General features: G+C 72.1%; 16 protein-coding genes. 9 read left to right on the top strand and 7 right to left on the bottom strand.

What is annotated here, in order from left to right; all coding sequences use genetic code 11:
* Window positions 1-102: 102 nt before the first annotated feature.
* Window positions 103-597, top strand: coding sequence for a DUF5709 domain-containing protein (locus QBL25_RS38635; protein WP_409062933.1), 495 nt, complete (start codon window positions 103-105; stop codon window positions 595-597).
* A gap of 15 nt (window positions 598-612) precedes the next feature.
* Here QBL25_RS38635 and QBL25_RS38630 read toward each other — a convergent pair whose 3' ends face one another.
* Entirely contained in the window at window positions 613-1,185 is a 573-nt protein-coding gene (locus tag QBL25_RS38630; RefSeq protein WP_409061616.1) for a GNAT family N-acetyltransferase, read from the bottom strand.
* Window positions 1,186-1,244: 59 nt separating this feature from the next.
* Window positions 1,245-2,093 carry a LysR family transcriptional regulator gene (locus tag QBL25_RS38625; RefSeq protein WP_409062932.1) on the bottom strand — a complete coding sequence of 283 codons (849 nt, stop codon included), beginning with the start codon at window positions 2,091-2,093 and terminating at the stop codon, window positions 1,245-1,247.
* 144 nt (window positions 2,094-2,237) lie between these two features.
* Here QBL25_RS38625 and QBL25_RS38620 point away from each other — a divergent pair, with 144 nt between their 5' ends.
* Window positions 2,238-3,137, top strand: a complete 900-nt coding sequence (locus QBL25_RS38620; RefSeq protein WP_409061615.1) for an NAD(P)H-binding protein — start codon at window positions 2,238-2,240, stop codon at window positions 3,135-3,137.
* Window positions 3,138-3,167: 30 nt separating this feature from the next.
* Here the strand turns inward: QBL25_RS38620 and QBL25_RS38615 are convergent, their stop codons facing one another.
* Window positions 3,168-3,707 (bottom strand): HAD domain-containing protein, encoded by a 540-nt coding sequence (locus QBL25_RS38615; protein ID WP_409061614.1) that lies wholly within the window; start codon window positions 3,705-3,707, stop codon window positions 3,168-3,170.
* A gap of 362 nt (window positions 3,708-4,069) precedes the next feature.
* Here QBL25_RS38615 and QBL25_RS38610 point away from each other — a divergent pair, with 362 nt between their 5' ends.
* The 7 genes from QBL25_RS38610 to QBL25_RS38580 all read left to right on the top strand — a co-directional run bounded on the left by QBL25_RS38610 (window position 4,070) and on the right by QBL25_RS38580 (window position 11,375).
* Window positions 4,070-4,711, top strand: coding sequence for a carbonic anhydrase (locus QBL25_RS38610; RefSeq protein WP_409061613.1), 642 nt, complete (start codon window positions 4,070-4,072; stop codon window positions 4,709-4,711).
* A gap of 54 nt (window positions 4,712-4,765) precedes the next feature.
* Window positions 4,766-6,325: a SulP family inorganic anion transporter gene (locus QBL25_RS38605; protein ID WP_409061612.1), complete on the top strand. Its 1,560-nt coding sequence runs from the start codon at window positions 4,766-4,768 to the stop codon at window positions 6,323-6,325.
* Between the two features lie 227 nt (window positions 6,326-6,552).
* Window positions 6,553-6,747 (top strand): hypothetical protein, encoded by a 195-nt coding sequence (locus QBL25_RS38600; RefSeq protein ID WP_409061611.1) that lies wholly within the window; start codon window positions 6,553-6,555, stop codon window positions 6,745-6,747.
* Between the two features lie 96 nt (window positions 6,748-6,843).
* Entirely contained in the window at window positions 6,844-8,070 is a 1,227-nt protein-coding gene (locus tag QBL25_RS38595; protein WP_409061610.1) for a hypothetical protein, read from the top strand.
* 139 nt (window positions 8,071-8,209) lie between these two features.
* Window positions 8,210-8,731, top strand: a complete 522-nt coding sequence (locus tag QBL25_RS38590) for a hypothetical protein (protein ID WP_409061609.1) — start codon at window positions 8,210-8,212, stop codon at window positions 8,729-8,731.
* Window positions 8,732-8,735: 4 nt separating this feature from the next.
* Window positions 8,736-10,001 carry an MFS transporter gene (locus QBL25_RS38585; protein ID WP_409061608.1) on the top strand — a complete coding sequence of 422 codons (1,266 nt, stop codon included), beginning with the start codon at window positions 8,736-8,738 and terminating at the stop codon, window positions 9,999-10,001.
* A 213-nt stretch (window positions 10,002-10,214) separates the two neighbouring features.
* A complete protein-coding gene (locus tag QBL25_RS38580) occupies window positions 10,215-11,375 on the top strand; it encodes an acetyl-CoA carboxylase biotin carboxylase subunit family protein (RefSeq protein WP_409061607.1) in 1,161 nt (386 codons plus the stop codon).
* Between the two features lie 186 nt (window positions 11,376-11,561).
* Here the strand turns inward: QBL25_RS38580 and QBL25_RS38575 are convergent, their stop codons facing one another.
* The 4 genes from QBL25_RS38575 to QBL25_RS38560 all read right to left on the bottom strand — a co-directional run bounded on the left by QBL25_RS38575 (window position 11,562) and on the right by QBL25_RS38560 (window position 16,279).
* The gene (locus QBL25_RS38575) at window positions 11,562-13,628 is read right to left on the bottom strand and encodes an iron ABC transporter permease (protein WP_409061606.1); all 2,067 of its coding nucleotides are present in this window, start codon (window positions 13,626-13,628) and stop codon (window positions 11,562-11,564) included.
* A gap of 4 nt (window positions 13,629-13,632) precedes the next feature.
* Window positions 13,633-14,613 carry an ABC transporter substrate-binding protein gene (locus tag QBL25_RS38570; protein ID WP_409061605.1) on the bottom strand — a complete coding sequence of 327 codons (981 nt, stop codon included), beginning with the start codon at window positions 14,611-14,613 and terminating at the stop codon, window positions 13,633-13,635.
* Complete coding sequence (locus tag QBL25_RS38565; RefSeq protein ID WP_409062931.1) at window positions 14,610-15,416, bottom strand: ABC transporter ATP-binding protein; 807 nt, start codon at window positions 15,414-15,416, stop codon at window positions 14,610-14,612. Before QBL25_RS38565 ends, QBL25_RS38570 begins: the two co-directional genes overlap by 4 nt.
* Before the next feature lie 251 nt (window positions 15,417-15,667).
* Window positions 15,668-16,279 (bottom strand): hypothetical protein, encoded by a 612-nt coding sequence (locus QBL25_RS38560; RefSeq protein WP_409061604.1) that lies wholly within the window; start codon window positions 16,277-16,279, stop codon window positions 15,668-15,670.
* Window positions 16,280-16,528 lie beyond the last annotated feature (249 nt).

The raw sequence follows: 16,528 nt of genomic DNA, 5'->3' as shown, positions 1-16,528 counted from the left end.
CTGGATCAGGGTGGATACACGGCAGGACAGCAGCATCAGCATCAGCCGTAAGTCGCGAGTCGCGCATGAAGGAGGACGAGCACCGTGGGAGACGACGACGTCATGGGCGACGAGGTCTACCAGCCCGACACGGAGGACGTCCGCGAGGACGAGGGCATCCTCGATCCCGAGGACACGCTCAACGACCGGGGGGCGGATCCGTACGACGAGGGCTGGTCGCCTCCCGAACGGCCTCTCGGCGTGGGCCACACCGGCACCACCGCCCAGGAGCAGCAGGAGGGCGAGAGCCTGGACGAGCGCCTGTCCGAGGAGCGGCCCGATCCCGCGCTCCAAGTGCCCGATCCGGCCGAGGACGACGACGGCATCGGGGACACCACCGACACCGACGGCGAGCCGATCGACGAAGCGGAGGTCGGGGACGCCCGGGCCGGACGCCTGTACGCCCCGGACGAGGGCGCGAGCGAGGACCCGGAGCAGGACGCCGCACAGGACATGATCGGCGAGGACATGGGCATCGACGGCGGAGCGGCCTCCGCCGAGGAGGCCGCGGTGCATCTCATCGACGGGGACGCCGACGCGGCGGACTCCGCGCGCTGACCGGGAAGCGACGGCTCAGCGCAGGTCGCGTCGCATCAGGACCCGGGGATGACCGGCCAGGACGGAGGTCGTGTCGGCGGCGTGGGTGAACCCGGCCCGTTCGAAGTTCTTGCGGATACCGGCGTACGCCATGGTCAGATCGACCTTGGCGCCGCCGTTGTCCAGCGGGTACGCCTCGACCGCGGGCGCGCCCTGCGCGCGGGCGAACTCCACCGCACCGGCGATGAGGGCGTGCGAGATCCCCTGCTTGCGATGGCCGGGGCGCACGCGGATGCACCACAGGGACCAGACCGGCAGCTCGTCGACGTGGGGGATCTTGCGGTTGCGGGCGAAGCCGGTGGCCGCGCGCGGCGCCACGGCGGCCCAGCCCACCGGCTCGTCGCCGTCGTAGGCGAGCACCCCGGGGGCGGGGTCGGCACGGCACAGCTCGGCGACGTACGCACCGCGGTCCGGCCCGCGCAGCTCGTTGTTGAGCTTGGACGGGATGCGGTAACTGAGACACCAGCAGACATTGGCCGCAGGGGACTTCGGGCCGACCACGGCCCGCACATCCTCGAAGACGGCGGCCGGACGCACGTCAATGCTCATGCCCCCACTCTCACACGCACACCGGCAGCGGCACGGCGTCTGCGCCGCATCGGCCGCCCCTAGGGCTCCGCCCGGCCGTCACGCGCCACCTCGGCCACGGAGGTCGCGGCGCGGACCAAGGCCGCCGTGGCCGTGGAGCGAGACTGCTGCGGCCAGGCGATGGCCAGCATCACGGGCGGTGCGTCCGGGACCGGCCGGTAGACCACGCCCGGGCGGGGATAGCGGGCGGCCACGGAGGCCGGCAGGAGCGGGATCGGACCGCCCAGGCCGACGTGCGTGAGCAGTTGGGCCAGATCGCGGCTCTCGGTGCGGATGCCGTCGACGTACTGGTGGACGTCTCCCGGGCGCAGGCCGAGGTCGGCGAGGGAGAGCCGGTCGCCGGCGGCGAGCGGGTGGGCAGCGGCAAGGGCGGCCACGCGCGGTTCGGCGATGAGCGGCTCGGCGTCCAGGCCGGTGCGGTCGAACGGCTCGTGGACCAGGGCCGCGTCGGCCTCGCCCAGGCGCAGCAGCCGCGGCTGCTCCTGCCAGCCGCACAGCCGGACGGCCACCGGCAGGGCGGCCGGCTCCTTGGCGAAGCGCGCCAGGATCGGCTCCAGGAGTCCCGCGTCCCCGTCGGCCTTCACCGCAAGGACCAGCTTCGGTTCGGTGGCGGCAGCGCGCTGGGCCCGTCGTCCCGCGGCGCGCAGAGCGTCCAGGGCGATCCTCGCCTCCGCCAGGAGCACCGTCCCGGCCGGGGTCAGTGCCACGCTGTGGGTGGTCCGCTCGAAGAGGGTGACCCCCAGCTCTGTCTCCAGGCCGCGGATCGCGCGGGACAGCGGGGGCGGGGAGATGCCCAGCCGCTCGGCGGCGCGGGCGAAGTTGAGTTCCTCGGCGACGGCGAGGAAGTACCGCAGCGGGCGGGATTCCAAGGGCGCCTCCGCCATGCCCGGCCTCCCTCGTCCGTTGGTATTGCCCTGAGGGTAACAAGCCTGAGCCGATGGATCCTTCAGTTCGGGCGCGATGCGCAGCAGGCTCGACGGTATCTGCTGAAGCACTCGTCTGGAGAGTCATCCATGATCGTCGTCACCACCCCCACCGGCCAGATCGGCCGCCCGCTCCTCGATCTCCTGCTCGAATCGCCCCGTGCCGCCGCGGAGGGGATCCGGGTGATCGCCCGCGACCCGGCCCGCCTGCCGGAGCGGGTGCGCTCCCGTGCGGAGGTGGACGTCGTGCGGGGTTCGCATGCCGATCCCGTGCTCCTGAAGGAGGCGTGCGCGGGAGCGGACCGCGTGTTCTGGCTGGTGCCGCCGACGCCGTCCGCCGATAGCGTCGAGGGGCACTTCCGCGCCTTCACCGAGCCGCTGTGCGAGGTGCTCGGCGATCAGGGCGTCCGGCGGGTCGTCGCCGTTTCGAGTCTGGGCCGCTCGGTGGCGCGGAACGCCGGGCCCATCTCGGCCTCGCTCGCCATGGACGAGGCGATCGCGGCCACGGGGGTGCACTACCGGGCGCTGTGCCCGCCGTTCCTGATGGAGAATCTGCTGGGCCAGGCCGCCGCGATCCGTGAGACGGGGGCGTTCTACCTGGCGCTGACGCAGGACCGCGTCCTGCGGACCTGCACCACCGGCGACGTCGCCGCCACGGCGGCCCGGCTGCTCCTCGACGACTCCTGGACGGGCCAGGCGGACGTCCCGCTGGTCGGCCCTGACGAGTTGACGCCCGAGGGCATGGCCCGGGTCATCTCCGAGGTCCTCGGCCGCCCGGTGCGCGTGCATCGGACCAGCAGCGCGGACTACAAGGCGGCGATGCTGGACCACGGGGCGAGCGAGGCCTCGGCACAGGGCCTCGCCGACATGACGGACGCCATCGACGAGCAGGGCTTCTACGGCACCGCGGCCCCCAGCACACCGGACACGGCCCCGACCGCCTTCCGCCAGTGGTGCCAGGAGGTGCTGCTCCCGGCACTCCACCCCTGAGAAGCCGGACCGGCCACGGAAAGACCTGCTTCAACCACCGCGCGAGTGGAGCCGCGTCCACGCGCCGAGGGCGGCGAAGTCGGCGTCCGTCAGCCCTCGCACAGGATCGACGCGCCGCAGCAGGGCCGGGCCCAGGTGGTGCGCGTCCACCCAGGCCCGGTCGGCGTCGCCGATCTCGTCGTCGACCCAGGCGAACGCGCGCCCCGCGGCCCACCGGACAAGGGGCCGCGTCTTCCAGTGGAGCCCGCGCCGCATGTCGCCGTCGACCTCCTCGCACGGCTCCGGCCACGGCAGCACGGGCAGTTCGGGCATCCCGAGCCACGGCGCGACACACTCGTTCGCGTCAGCCATCCACGTCGTGGCCCACACCACGTCACACGCCAGCGCCAGCAGCCGGGGGCCGTGCGCCGGGTCGATACGAGGGATCAGCGGATTGCCGCCCGGCTGCCGGCGCCCTCGTCCGTTCTCGTACACCGGATACCCCTCCGGGAGTTGCTCCCGCGTCGCGCCGAAGGGGATGAGGGGGCCATCCACGTCGAGAAAGAGGAGGGGCGGCTTGGAATCGGTCACCGGCGAACCGTAGCGGTACGGCTCGTGGGGGCGTTGAGTTCCCGGGGGTCGCGACTGCAAGGTTTTGGGAACGGAATCAGCTCGTGGGCTCCACATGATCTCCACGTGAACCCTTGCCCAACGGTTGAGGGTTCGACCAACTCCCAGCTCAGGGGCGTTTATTACTCATTCTTTGGCAGATTTTTGCTCTGTCATCAGAGGTTAATGCAATGGCAAAGTGAGAGTCACAGCTCCCGTACAGGCTGTGTCCGGGGCGACACGGAGTCCGCTGTTCCGCAACGGCCCGCGCCGCCCCACTGTCACCATCGACCCGACCACACCGCGTCCCGGCCAAGCCGCAGCGACGCAGGAGGCAGGCCAGCATGAAGTCCCTGATCGACAACGCCCGTTCCTTCGCCACGACCCACGTCGCGGCCCCTCAGAACGCCGCGGCCTTCCAGGCCCTCGGCACCGGGCAATCGCCCGAAGCCCTGTTCGTCACCTGCTCCGACTCACGGGTCGTACCGGCCCTGATCACCGGCGCACGCCCCGGCGAACTCTTCGAACTCCGCACGGCCGGCAACGTCGTACCGCCCTACCCCGCCCCCGGCGACACCGGCCATGACACCCGCCCCATGAGCGAGGCGGCCACCATCGAGTACGCGGTGTGCGTGCTGGGAGTCCGCGACATCGTCGTCTGCGGCCACTCGCACTGCGGAGCCGTCGGCGCCCTGGTGCGGGGCGAAGACCTCTCCGCCGTACCGGCCGTACGCGACTGGCTGGAGCACTCCGTGGCTCCGGACGCCCCCCTGCGGTCCCTCGTCCCGGCCTCCGCGGACGTCGCCGAAGCCGTACAAACCCACGTACTCGCGCAGGTCGAGAGGCTGCGCGCGTACCCCTGCGTGAAAGAGCGCGTCGCGGACGGCTCACTGACCCTGCACGCCTGGTACTACGAGGTGCACACCGGAGCGGTCGCCGCCCAGCACCCCTCGGTCGTCGACCGGCCCGCGTTCGGTCCGCTGTGAGAGCCGCCACGCCCCACCGCCCGGCCCGCTCCCACGACAGGACCCCCCACCCTCATGTCCTCCTTCCTCTCCTCCCTCCGCCCTTCCTTCCGTCCCCTGCGTGAACCAGGCGTCCTGCGCAAGGACTTCCTCGCCTCGCTCGTCGTCTTCCTCGTCGCCCTGCCGCTGTGCGTCGGCGTGGCGGTCGCCTCCGGCGTGCCCGCCGAACTGGGCCTGGTCACCGGCATCGTCGGCGGCCTGGTCGTCGGCCTGCTGCCGGGCAGCGCCCTACAGGTGAGCGGGCCCGCCGCCGGACTGACCGTGCTCGTCTTCGAAGCGGTCCAGGAGTTCGGGCTCGGCATGCTCGGCGCGATCGTGCTGCTCACCGGCGCCCTCCAGATCATCCTCGGACTGCTGCGCTGCGGCCGGTGGTTCCGCGCCATCTCCGTGTCCGTCGTCCAGGGCATGCTGGCGGGCATCGGACTCGTCCTGATCCTCGGCCAGCTCTACACCATGGCCGGGGCCGAGCAGCCCCGCTCCGGGACCGACAAGATAGCCGGGCTGCCCGGGCTGCTGGCCGACGTGCTCGGCGACACCGGCATGCTGACCGCCGCGGCCGTGGGCCTCGGCACGATCGCAGTGCTCATGCTCTGGCCGAAGCTGCCCGCCGCCGCCCGCGTGGTGCCCGCCCCGCTGGCCGCCGTCGCCCTGGCCACCGCCGTGACCGCGGGACTGGGCCTGGACGTCGCCAACGTGACGGTGCGCGGCCTGGTCGACGCCGTCCAGCCGCCCGGGCTGAGCGACCTGGCGGCCCTGGGCAGCGTGGCCGTGCTCGGCACGGTCCTGGCGTTCACCCTGATCGCCTCGGCCGAATCGCTCTTCAGCGCCGCCGCCGTCGACCGCATGCACGACGGCCCCCGCACCCAGTACGACAAGGAACTGGTCGCCCAGGGCGTCGGCAACACGGTGTGCGGCGTACTCGGCGCCCTGCCCATGACCGCGGTCATCGTCCGCAGTTCGGCCAACGTCGAGGCCGGCGCCCGCACCCCGCTCTCGCGCGTCCTGCACGGCGCCTGGCTGCTGCTGTTCGCCGTCCTGCTGCCGACCGCGCTCGGCATCATCCCGCTGGCGGCGCTCGCCGGCGTCCTGGTGCACGCGGGCTGCAAGTTGATCCCCGCCAAGGAGATCGTCCCGCTCGCCCGCGCCCACCGGGGCGAGGCCGTCGTCCTGGCCGCCACCGCGATCGCCATCGTGGTGACCAACATGTTCGAGGGTGTCGTCCTGGGCCTGATCCTCGCGGTGGTCAAGTCCGCCTGGGAGACCTCCCACATCACCGTGGACGTGCGGGAACTGACCGGGGGCCGGCTGGTGGTGACCCTCACGGGCAACGCCACCTTCCTGCGTCTGCCCCGCATCCTGGAGACGCTGGAGGCCCTGCCCAAGGACCGGCCCATAGAGCTGGACCTCACCGTCGTGCGCCACCTGGACCACGCCTGCCGTACGACGCTGGAGAACTGGGCGATGCGGCACAACGACAGCGGCACGGAGGCGGTCCGCATGAAGACGTCCCCTCCGGGCGCCACCGCCGAGAGCGCGGCCGAGAGCCCCGCCGCCCAGGCCCAAGCGCCGCACTGACGCCGGGCGTCCACCCCTGATCGCCGTCTGCCGCCCGCCCCGGCGGCAGACGGTGCGGGGCCGCCGCCGGGCCCGTCGCCATGCCCTCATCCGGGCAACGACTCCGCTCGTACCTGCGGTTACGCCATCCAGTCCGCACCCCTTGACACTCTCTTGACCATCTCTTTACGTTCAAGGGGGATGGGGCGAAAGCCAAGAAACCCCATCGAGCCACCATTTATTGCCGCATGACAACCATCCCTGGAGGTTTCACCATGGAGCAGCTCATCAAGCGCATGACCGAGGAGTCCGTGTGGCAGAAGTGGGTCGCCACCAACTCGGCCCAGGCGGGCACCGGACAGGGCTCGAAGGACGGCTGCATCAGCACGGCACCCAAGAGCGGCTGCATCAGCGCCACCGGCAAGACCGGCTGTATCTCCTGACCCGCTGAGGTCGCGGGGCCGCCGCCGCACCCCGCGCGGCAGCGGCGGCGGCCCCGCCCCGCTCCCCCACCCCCGCCTGCACGCACCGGAGCCGCCTTGAACCCCCAGCCCAGCGCCGACGTCCTGGACCGCGTACGCGACATCCCCCTCTACCGCGCCTGTGCCGAGCGCGGCGACTTCCCCGTCCTGGAGAAGCCGGACATCGCCCGGGGCTTCCCCGACAACTGGATGACTCCCGAGCTGGCCCGGGCCCTGGAGACGGGCGAGGCAGAGTTCGTGCTCTCCACCGGCACCAACCACGCCCGCATGCAGATCATCCGGCCGCCGTACTTCCTGCTCCGCTCCTACTACCGCCTGTGGAGCGAACACCCCGACCTCGGCGCCCTCTGGCACGCCGGCGCCCGGCGGATCTCACTGACCACCGTCCTGGCCACCGAGCACGTGGCACGCGTCAACACCCGCAAGCCGGGCGCCACTCCGGGCGAGCGATGGCTCGACGACCGCACCCTGTACCTCAACCAGCATCTGGACCCCGCCCGTTGGGAGCGCCCGGACGTCGAGCGGATGCTCGCCGAGATCCGCGAGGTCAGCGCGGCGCACCCCGACGGCTCGTACCTCCTGGACTGCTCGGGCTACCACCTGGCGCATCTGGTCCGCAAAGTCACCGAGTGGGACCTGTGGGACGCCTTCCCGCGCCCGGCCGGCATCGTGCACGCCTACGAGTACACGCCGCTGAACGTCCGCGCCTTTCTGCGCGCCCACTTCGACTGCCCGGTGGTCGACCTGTTCGGCAGCACGGAACTGGGCTATCTCTTCTACAGCGACGCCGAGGGTCGCTACCAGCCCTATCTGCACGACATGAGCGTGGAGTTGATCCCCGTGGAGCCGGGCAGCGGCATCCACAGCCTCATCGTCACCAGCATCCGCAATCCCTACATGCCGCTCGTGCGCTATCGCTCGGGGGACTGCGTGCGCACCCGCGACGGCAGCACCGACCCCCGGCAGATCGCCTCCTTCTGCGGCCGCGAGAAGGAACTGCTGCCCACCCCCGGCGGCCCCGTCGCCCAGGCCGACCTGGACGCCCGCATCGCCGCCGTCGGCTCCCGGGTCTTCCTGCACCAGCTGCGGCTGACGGGCGAGGGCGAGTGCCGCCTGTGGTGCACGACGTTCGACGGCGTCCCGCTGTCGCCCGACGAAGAGAGCGAACTGGCGGCGTCGGTCGGTGTCCTGACGGGCCGCTCCTGCCACGTCGAGCACCGCTCCCACGTACCGATCGGACGCTCGGGCAAGTACGCCTGGCTGGCCACGGCCGACCCCGCCTGACGCTTCACACGTCCCGCCCGACGCCCGGACGCGTTCCACCCGACGCCTTGACGCGTCCCTTCTTGCGCCTCCGCGCGTCCCGCTCGCCTCCACCCGAGCCCCTGCCTGAATCCGCCCGCAGCGCCGACAGGACAACGCCATGCACCCACCTGCCGCATCCACCGCCCACGAGCTGCTCGGCAGCGCCCTGCACGACGAGGTGGTCGCCCACTTCACGGCGAAGCCCGGCGCTCCGGCCGCCTCCGTCGTCACCCACCAGGTCCGCGAGTGTCTGCGCTACCTCTACCTGGTCTCGCGCCACCCCGACCGGCTCGGCGGCCTCTTCCTCCCCGTCGAGCAGGACATCGACGAGATCTGGCACTACCTCATCCTCCAGACCCGCGAGTACCGCCAGTTGTGCGAACAGCGGCTGCCCGGCGGCCACTTCATCCACCACCGCAGCATCTCGTACGAGGCCTACCAGGCGGCCCCGGGGCGCGAGACGGCCGCCGAGGAGGCCCTGCGGTGGATCCCCCTCTACACCGCCGCCTTCGGGCCGTTCGACGAGGACGCCCTGCCCCACTGGACGGTCGTACGGTTCCTGCACGACGAACTGGACATGTCCCTGGCCCAGATCGCCGATCTCGACGTCGGCGAACAGGCCACCGCGTCCGCCCGGTGACGGCGTGACCACCACCGCGACCCGGCCCGGAGCGGGTGCCTCGCCCCGCGTGCTGCGGCGCGTCCTGACCGTGCTCGTCCTCTCGCAGGCGCTCGGCGGGGCGGGCATGGCGGCGGGCATCACGGTCGGCGCCCTGCTCGCCGAGGACCTGCTCGGCTCCACGGGCCTGGCCGGGCTGCCGACGGCCCTGTTCACCGCGGGCGCGGCCCTGGGAGCCGCGCTCATCGGGCGGATCTCGCAGCGCCTGGGGCGGCGCCCCGGCCTGGCGCTCGGCCATGGCATCGCCGCCCTCGGCAGCGCCGGAGTCGTGGCGGCGGCCGCGGGTCAGTGGGCGGGCCTGCTGCTGGTGTCGCTGGTCGTGTACGGGGCGGGCACGGCCACCGGACTCCTCGCCCGGTACGCGGGCGCCGACCTCGCCCCGCCCGCCCGGCGGGGACGCGCCACCGGCACGGTACTGCTGGCCACGACGCTGGGCGCGGTGGCGGGCCCCAACCTCGTCGGCCCGACCGGGGAACTCGCGCACGCCTGGGGCATCCCGCGCCTGGCGGGCCCCTTCGTGCTCGCGGCGGTCGCCTACACGGCCGCGGCCCTGGTGCTGCTGGTGTGGCTGCGCCCCGATCCGCTGTTCCTGGCACGCGTCCAGCAGCCGTACGAGGCCCTGGACAAGCCGACGCCGGAAGCCGTGGCCGCCTCGACGACGCCCCGGGCGCCCGAGCGCTTCGCGCCCGGGGTCGTCACCGGCGCCACCGTCATGATCACCGCCCAGCTGGTGATGATCGCCGTGATGACGATGACGCCCCTGCACATGACCGGGCACGGCCACAGCACGCAGGCCGCGGGGTTCGTCATCGCCCTGCACGTGGGCGCGATGTTCCTGCCCTCGCCGCTGAGCGGCATGCTCGCCGACCGCATCGGCCCGCTGCCCGTGGCGGCGGGCTCCGGAGCGGTGCTGCTGGGCGCGGGCGTGCTGGCCGGGCTCGCCCCACCGGGCGGAGTACCGCTCCTGGCCTGTGCGCTGGTCCTGCTCGGGGTGGGCTGGAACCTGGCGCTGGTCAGCGGAACGGCCTTGCTCACGGATGCCGCCCCCGCCGAAAGCCGTGCCTCGGTGCAGGGCTTGGCCGACGTGGGCATGTCCTTGGCGGGCGCGACGGGCGGCATGGCCTCGGGCCTGGTCGTGGCGGGCGGCGGCTATCCGCTCCTGGCGGTGGCCGCGGGCGCCTTGGCCCTCGCGGTGATCCCCGCGGTGGCGCTCCGGGGCGCGTCACGCTGACGGCGGTTGCCGAGCTCCTCCACCGCCACGGTCCCGGCCTCGGGCAGAACCGGCCACGGGAAGATCGGGACCCGCGAAGATCCGGCCATGCGGAGATCCGGCCATGAGGAGATCCGGCCAACCATGAAACGATGCGGCCGAGTTGAGCTCGATCACAGCGCACTGCCCCGGCACATTCGACGCACCTCACGCCGTCACTCATGGAGACGACACATGCCGACCATGGTGGTCTTGGGATACAGACCGGATCTCGACCAGGCACTGCAACGCCGGGGCATCAGCCCCCACTACCTCGTACAGGCACCGTCCGCCCCGCCCTCGGACCGCGCGTGCACGCACGTCGCCGACATGGAGAACGCCCAGGAGATACTGCGGGCGGTGCTCGCCGCACGCATCGACGACATGGCGGGTGTGCTCACCGTCCACGAAATGGGCGTGTTCGGGGCGACCTACCTGCGCCGGACACTCGGACTGCCCGGGAACACCGACTCACGGTCCGCGCTCTACTTCCGGGACAAGTTCCTCCAGAAGAGCCGGCTGCCGCCCCAGGTCAGGCGCGCCCGCTGCCGCTACGCGTCCCTGGGCACCAGCTTCGCGGAGCTCGCCGACGAGCTGGGAGAGGTCTTCGTCGTCAAGCCGGCCACCGGAGCCGGCTCCCTGCGCACGAACATCGTCCGCTCCGCGGAGGAGTACGCCCGAGCACTGGAGGTGTTCTCCGGGCGTTCGGACGTCGAGGTCGTCGCCGAGTCCTTCGTCGACGCGCCGGAGGTGTATCTGGACGGCATCTGGCAGAACGGCGCGCTGCGTTGGTCGTCGATGACCCGCTATCACCTCTCGCCCCTCAGCGCCGCACAAGGCGGCGTGCTGGCCGCGCACTTGCTGGACAGAAGGCGCCATCCGGAACTGTTCGACGAGATGGAGACCCTCGCCGGCCACGTGCTCGGCACGCTCGGCGCACCCGACTGCGTGTTCCATCTGGAAGCCTTCGTGGCGGAGGCGGGGCTGACCTTCGGCGAATGCGCCATCCGCCTTCCCGGCGCGCTGTCCCCGCAGATCAACCAACTGACCTTCGGCGTGGACCTCTTCGACGCCGAGATCAGCCTCGCCCTCGGGGAAGACGTCTCACAGCCCTTGCGGAACAGCACGCCCGAGCGCCTGCACGGATACCTCCTGCTGCGCAGACCGGCCGGCGGGCATCTGACGCGGGAGGACTTCGAACGGCGCTTCCGCTTCGACGACATCGCGTACTCCTCGTCGCCCGACACGCCTCTGGGGCCGTACGGGAAGGTGGGGCACGCGATCGTCTCCGACCCGGACGAGCTGCAACTGCAGAAGACGATCGAGGAGATCGTGCGCTTCAACGAGGTGGGCTGAAAGTCGGATGCATGACCGGCGTGTGCCGGGGCACCCGATCCATTGGTCCCGCCGCGTCCCCCCGTCGCGGCGGGGCCGCTTTGCTGGTGGGGCGGTCCGGCGCCGGAAGGTGGACGCCGACAGGTGGACGTCGACAGGTGGGCGCCGGCCCCCGGATCTCGTCGATCCGGGGGCGGACGACTTCCTCTAGCGGCGGCTGCGGACCAGCAGGTAGACGAAGTAGGGCGTGCCGACGACCGCCGTCATGAGGCCCGCGCCCAGCTGGGCGGGGGCGATCACGGTGCGTCCCAGCAGGTCCGCGAGGCAGACCAGGGACGCGCCCAGCATCATCGCCACCGGCACGACCCGCACATGGCGTCGGCCCACCAGCGCGCGTGCCGCGTGCGGGGCCACGAGCCCCACGAACCCGATGGTGCCGGCCGCGGCCACCGCGGTGGCGCTGAGCAGCACGCTCACCACGAGGAAGCCCAGGCGTCCGCGGGCCAGGTCCAGGCCCAGGAGGCGCGGGGTGTCCTCGTCCAGCGACACCAGGTCGAGTTCCTTGCGGCGGGCCAGGGCCACGATCGTCCCGGCCACGAGCACGACCGCGACCGGCAGGATGTCGGTGCCGCTGCGCCCGTAGGTGGAACCCGAGAGCCAGATCAGCGCCTTGGTCGCGCTGAACCGGTCGGTGAGGACGATCAGCAGGCTGATGAGCGCCGTCGTTCCCGAGGCCACGCCGATGCCGACCAGGACCAGCCGGGTGTTCTGGAAGCCGCCCTTCGCCGCGAGTCCGAAGACGACCACGGAGCTGACCGCGGCGCCGGCGAACGCCGCTCCCGCGATGCTCCATGTGCCCGCGCCCGGTGCGGTGGTGACCAGGAGGATCGCGCCGAGCGCGGCGCCGCCGGAGACACCGAGGACACCGGGTTCCGCGAGCGGATTGCGGGTCACCGACTGCACGAGCGTGCCGGACAGCGCGAGCGCGGCGCCCGCCAGGAGCGCGGCGCCCACCCGGGGGACGCGGGTGTCGAGGACGAAGGTGATGGCCTGGCCCGACTGACCGCGGATCCAGTTGGCCACGTCGCCGAGCAGGAACGTGCTGTCGCCGACGAGCACCGCGGCGATCGTGACGCCGACCAGCGTGCCCACGAGGAGCACCACGGTGACCAGGTAGACGGTGCGGCTGGGGATGCGCAGCCGGTCCGGCGCGGCGGCACCGGCGCCGTCGCGGGTGCGCATCGCCATGACGACGAGGAACACGGCGCCGACGACGCTGGTGATGACGCCCGTGGGCACGGTGACCGCGACCTGGGAGGACGTCACGGCGCGCAGGAGCACGTCGGACCCCAGCACCAGGGCGGCGCCCACGAGTCCGGCGACGGGGATGCGCAGGCGGTGGCGCAGAAGGCCGCGCACGCGGCCGGCGATCGGCCGCACCAGGGCCGGCGCGCACAGGCCCACGAAGGCGATCGGCCCGGCCAGCGTCACCGAACCCGCCGAGAGCAGCGAGGCGAGGACGACGGCCGTGACGCGTGTGCCGCGCACCGGGATGCCCAGGCCGCGTGCGGCGTCGTCGCCGAGGGCCAAGGCGTCGATCCGGCGGGCGATGAGGACCAGGCCGGCCAGCGCGGCCAGGATGACGGGTGCCATGTCGGCGACTCCGTCGAAGCCGTTCTGGCTGATGCTGCCCTGGCCCCACTGGTACATGCCCTGGGTCTGTTCGGGGAACAGCAGGAGCAGCGCCTCGGTGATGGCGTTGAGCCCCAGGGCCAGCGCGCTGCCGGCGAGGACGAGGCGGACGGTGCCGCCGCCGCGTCCGGCGAGCGCGAGGACGACGGCGGCGGCGCCGAGGCCGCCGAGGAACGCCACTCCCGACGAGGCGAACAGCGGCGCCGTGGCACCGCTGGCGACCAGGAGGGTCAGCGCGAGGTAGGAGCCGGCGTTGACCGCGAGGGTGTCCGGGGCGGCGAGCACGTTGCGGCTGACCGCCTGGAGGGCGGCGCCGGCCGCGCCGAGCGCGACGCCGACGAGTATCCCGGCGGCCATGCGGGGCAGGCGCGAGGCGATGACGACGGAGGAGTCGCCCTGCTCGGCCTGGCCGGTGAGGGCCCGCCACACCTGGCTCGGGCCGACGGACGCGGTGCCTTGCGTGATGTCGACGACGGCGAGTACGGCGACCAGGAGAACGAGACCGGCCGTCACCGCGGCCGCGCCCGAGGGGGACGCGACCGCGCGCTCGGGCGTGGCTGAGGGCGTTGCGGTGACGGCCACGGCGCTACTTCTTCAGGGTGTCGACGAGGGCGTCGATGTACGCCTCCATCGCCTGGGGGCCGCCGAACATCCAGATGCCGTCGGGCAGGCGGTGGACCTCGTCGTCCTTGACGAACGGCAGCGACTTCCACACGGAGTTGTCGGCGAGCTCGTCGGTGAAGACGTCGGAGCTGCCGTCGCCCTTGTTGCCGATGTAGACGAACCGCACGTCGTCGCCGAGCGCGGTGAGGCCCTCGACGTCGGTGGTGGCCAGACCGTAGTCCTTGTCGCCCTTGATCTTCCAGGCGTTCTTGAGGCCGAGGTCCTCGTTGACGGCGCCGAGCAGCGAGGTGCTGGTGTAGCCGCGCACGGAGACCTGGTTGGAGGCGGCGTAGCCGTCGGCGAAGGCGATCTTCGAGCCGTCGAGCTTGGCCTCCTTCAGCGCCTTCTTGCCCTCGGCGACCTTGGCCTCGTACGACTCCTTGGCCTTCTTGGCCTCGCTGGTCGTGCCGGTGGCCTTGGCGATGGTGTCGAGCGTGTCGAACATCTGGCCCACCTGGTCGGCGCCGCTGGCGGCCTTGACCTGGAGGACGGTGCCGACCTTCTTCATCTGCTTCACCGCGGAGGCCGACATGTCGGTCGTGGTGACGATGAGGTCGGGGGTGAGGCCGGCGAGGGTGTCCATGCTCGGCTCACCGCGGGTGCCGATGTCCTTGGGGTCGTTCTTCAGCGGAACGGCCGAGTCCCACGCCTTGTAGCCCTTGACGTCGGCGACGCCGACCGGGTCCACGCCGAGGGTCACCAGGGACTCCACGACGTTCCACTCGGTGCCGACGACCTTCTTGGCCGGGCCGTCCAGCTTCACCGTCTTGCCGCCGGCGTCGGTGAGGGTGATCGGCTCGGACTTCTTGTCCGCACTGGTCTTCGCGGGCTCGGAGGAACCGCAGCCGGCCAGGATGAGGGCCACGGCGGTGGCGGCCGTCGCGGCGATGAGGGGGCGTCTCATGAGGAGGTGTGGAGCCTTTCGCTTCTGCTGTGGTGGCGGCCTATCGCGCGGGTGCGCAGCCGGCCGGTGAGGGGGTCTGTGTCGACCTCGATGCGGATGCCGTAGGTGTCGGAGAGGCGCTCCGGCAGCAGGACGTCCTCGGGCGCGCCGTCGGCGACGATGCGCCCGGCGTCGAGGAGGGCGATCCGGTCGGCGACGGCGGCCGCCTGGTCGAGGTCGTGCAGGACGACGCCGACGGCGATGCCGCCGTCGTCCGCGAGGTCACGCATCAGGTCGAGGAGTTCGATCTGGTAGCGCAGGTCGAGGTAGGTGGTCGGCTCGTCGAGGAGGAGTACGCCGGTCTCCTGGGCGAGGCAGCTGGCGAGCCACACCCGCTGGAGCTGTCCGCCGGAGAGCTGGTCGACGGCGCGGTCGGCGAAGCCGTCGACCCCGGTCATGGCGAGCACGCGCTCCACCACGGCGGCGCCCCCGGCGTCCGCCTGGCCCCAGCGTCCCCGGTAGGGATAGCGGCCGAACTCGACGACGTCACGGACGGTCAGACCACCGGGTGTGGGGCGTCCTTGGGTCAGGAGCGCGACGCGCCGGGCGAACTGGCGGGCGGTGAGGTCGAAGCCGTCGGCGGCCTCGGCCGTTCCGGAGTCGAGGGTCAGCGTGCCGTGCCGGGCGCCTTGCAGACGGGCGACGGACCGCAGCAGCGTCGACTTGCCGCTCCCGTTGGGTCCGACGAGGGCGGTCACTTCGCCGGGCCTGAGCTGGATGGCGGCGTCGTGGACGACGTCGACGCCGTCGTACGACACGGTCATGTGCTCGGCGGACAGTTCGTGACCGCGCGGACGTGTGGCGCTACCTGCGCGTTCACCTGATCTCACGGCACGCAGGTTAGCCTAACCTTAGTCTGGCTGGAAGTAGGGGGTCCCGAGCGGGACGAAAGGCGCGCGGGCCGCGCCCCCGGCGACGCCCGCCACCGCGGCCTCAACCCCCTTCCGCGGCAGGTCCGTTACGCACCGGTGCCGCCCGTCGGCCGGACTGACGGGCGGCACCGGTGGAATCGGGCTCAGTACAGCTTGTTGACCGCCTTGACGGTCGTGGCCTTGAAGTCGGCCACCTGTGCGTGGGCGAAGTTGCCCATCTGGCCCCACTTGACGAGCGTCACGGTGGTGCCGTCCCGGCCGACCGAGAACATGTTGATGTCGGAGGACCCCGTCGTGGCCTCGGTGTGGACGCCGTAGACGTGCGCGCCCTCCTCGACGTTCAGCTTCCCGTAGTACTTCTGGGTGGCGGTGACATCGGGGTACTCCTCCATCACCTTTTTCGAGCAGTCGTCGAGGTTCTTGCGCAGCAGGGCCGCGAAGTCCTTGGCGCGCTGCTCGCTGCGCTCGACCACCGTCACCTGAAGGGCGCTCGTGTCGTACTCCGTGAAGTAGGCGCGGTGCACGGAGGTCGAAGGCAGCGCCTCCCCCACGCACATCGGCAGCGGGTCGGGCTGCCCGGAGGTCACCGGGCCCGCGGTCCACGCCGACGAGGCGTGCGGCGGCAGGTCGGCCGGGGCGAGGAACCGGGGCGAACCGGCGGCGGCCGCCGGGCTCGTACCGGCCACCACACCCGCCACGGCCACGGCCGCGCCCAGCGCGCACAGTCCTCGGTTCAAGCGAACACTCGTCATCATCTGGCTCCCCGTTGTCGGAAGGCCGGCCTGCCCGACCCTCACACCCCATACGACCTGCGACACCCCATCGACGTTGCCCAACGCCCCGTCACAGCCCTGTCCGCAATGTCACCGAATGGCAACGGGAACGGCTTGTGCGGGCGGATGTCGGGCTCCCGTCCCTGCTCAGGCCCTGTGACAGGGTGGCGGTCATGATCGCGCCACGGGGAACACCGGAGCCGGTGACCGCCGGCTTGGACGCGTGGACGG

This window comes from Streptomyces sp. SYP-A7185, assembly GCF_046103685.1.
Classification (GTDB): Bacteria; Actinomycetota; Actinomycetes; order Streptomycetales; family Streptomycetaceae; genus Streptomyces.
This window is presented reverse-complemented; position numbering and strand designations above follow the sequence as displayed.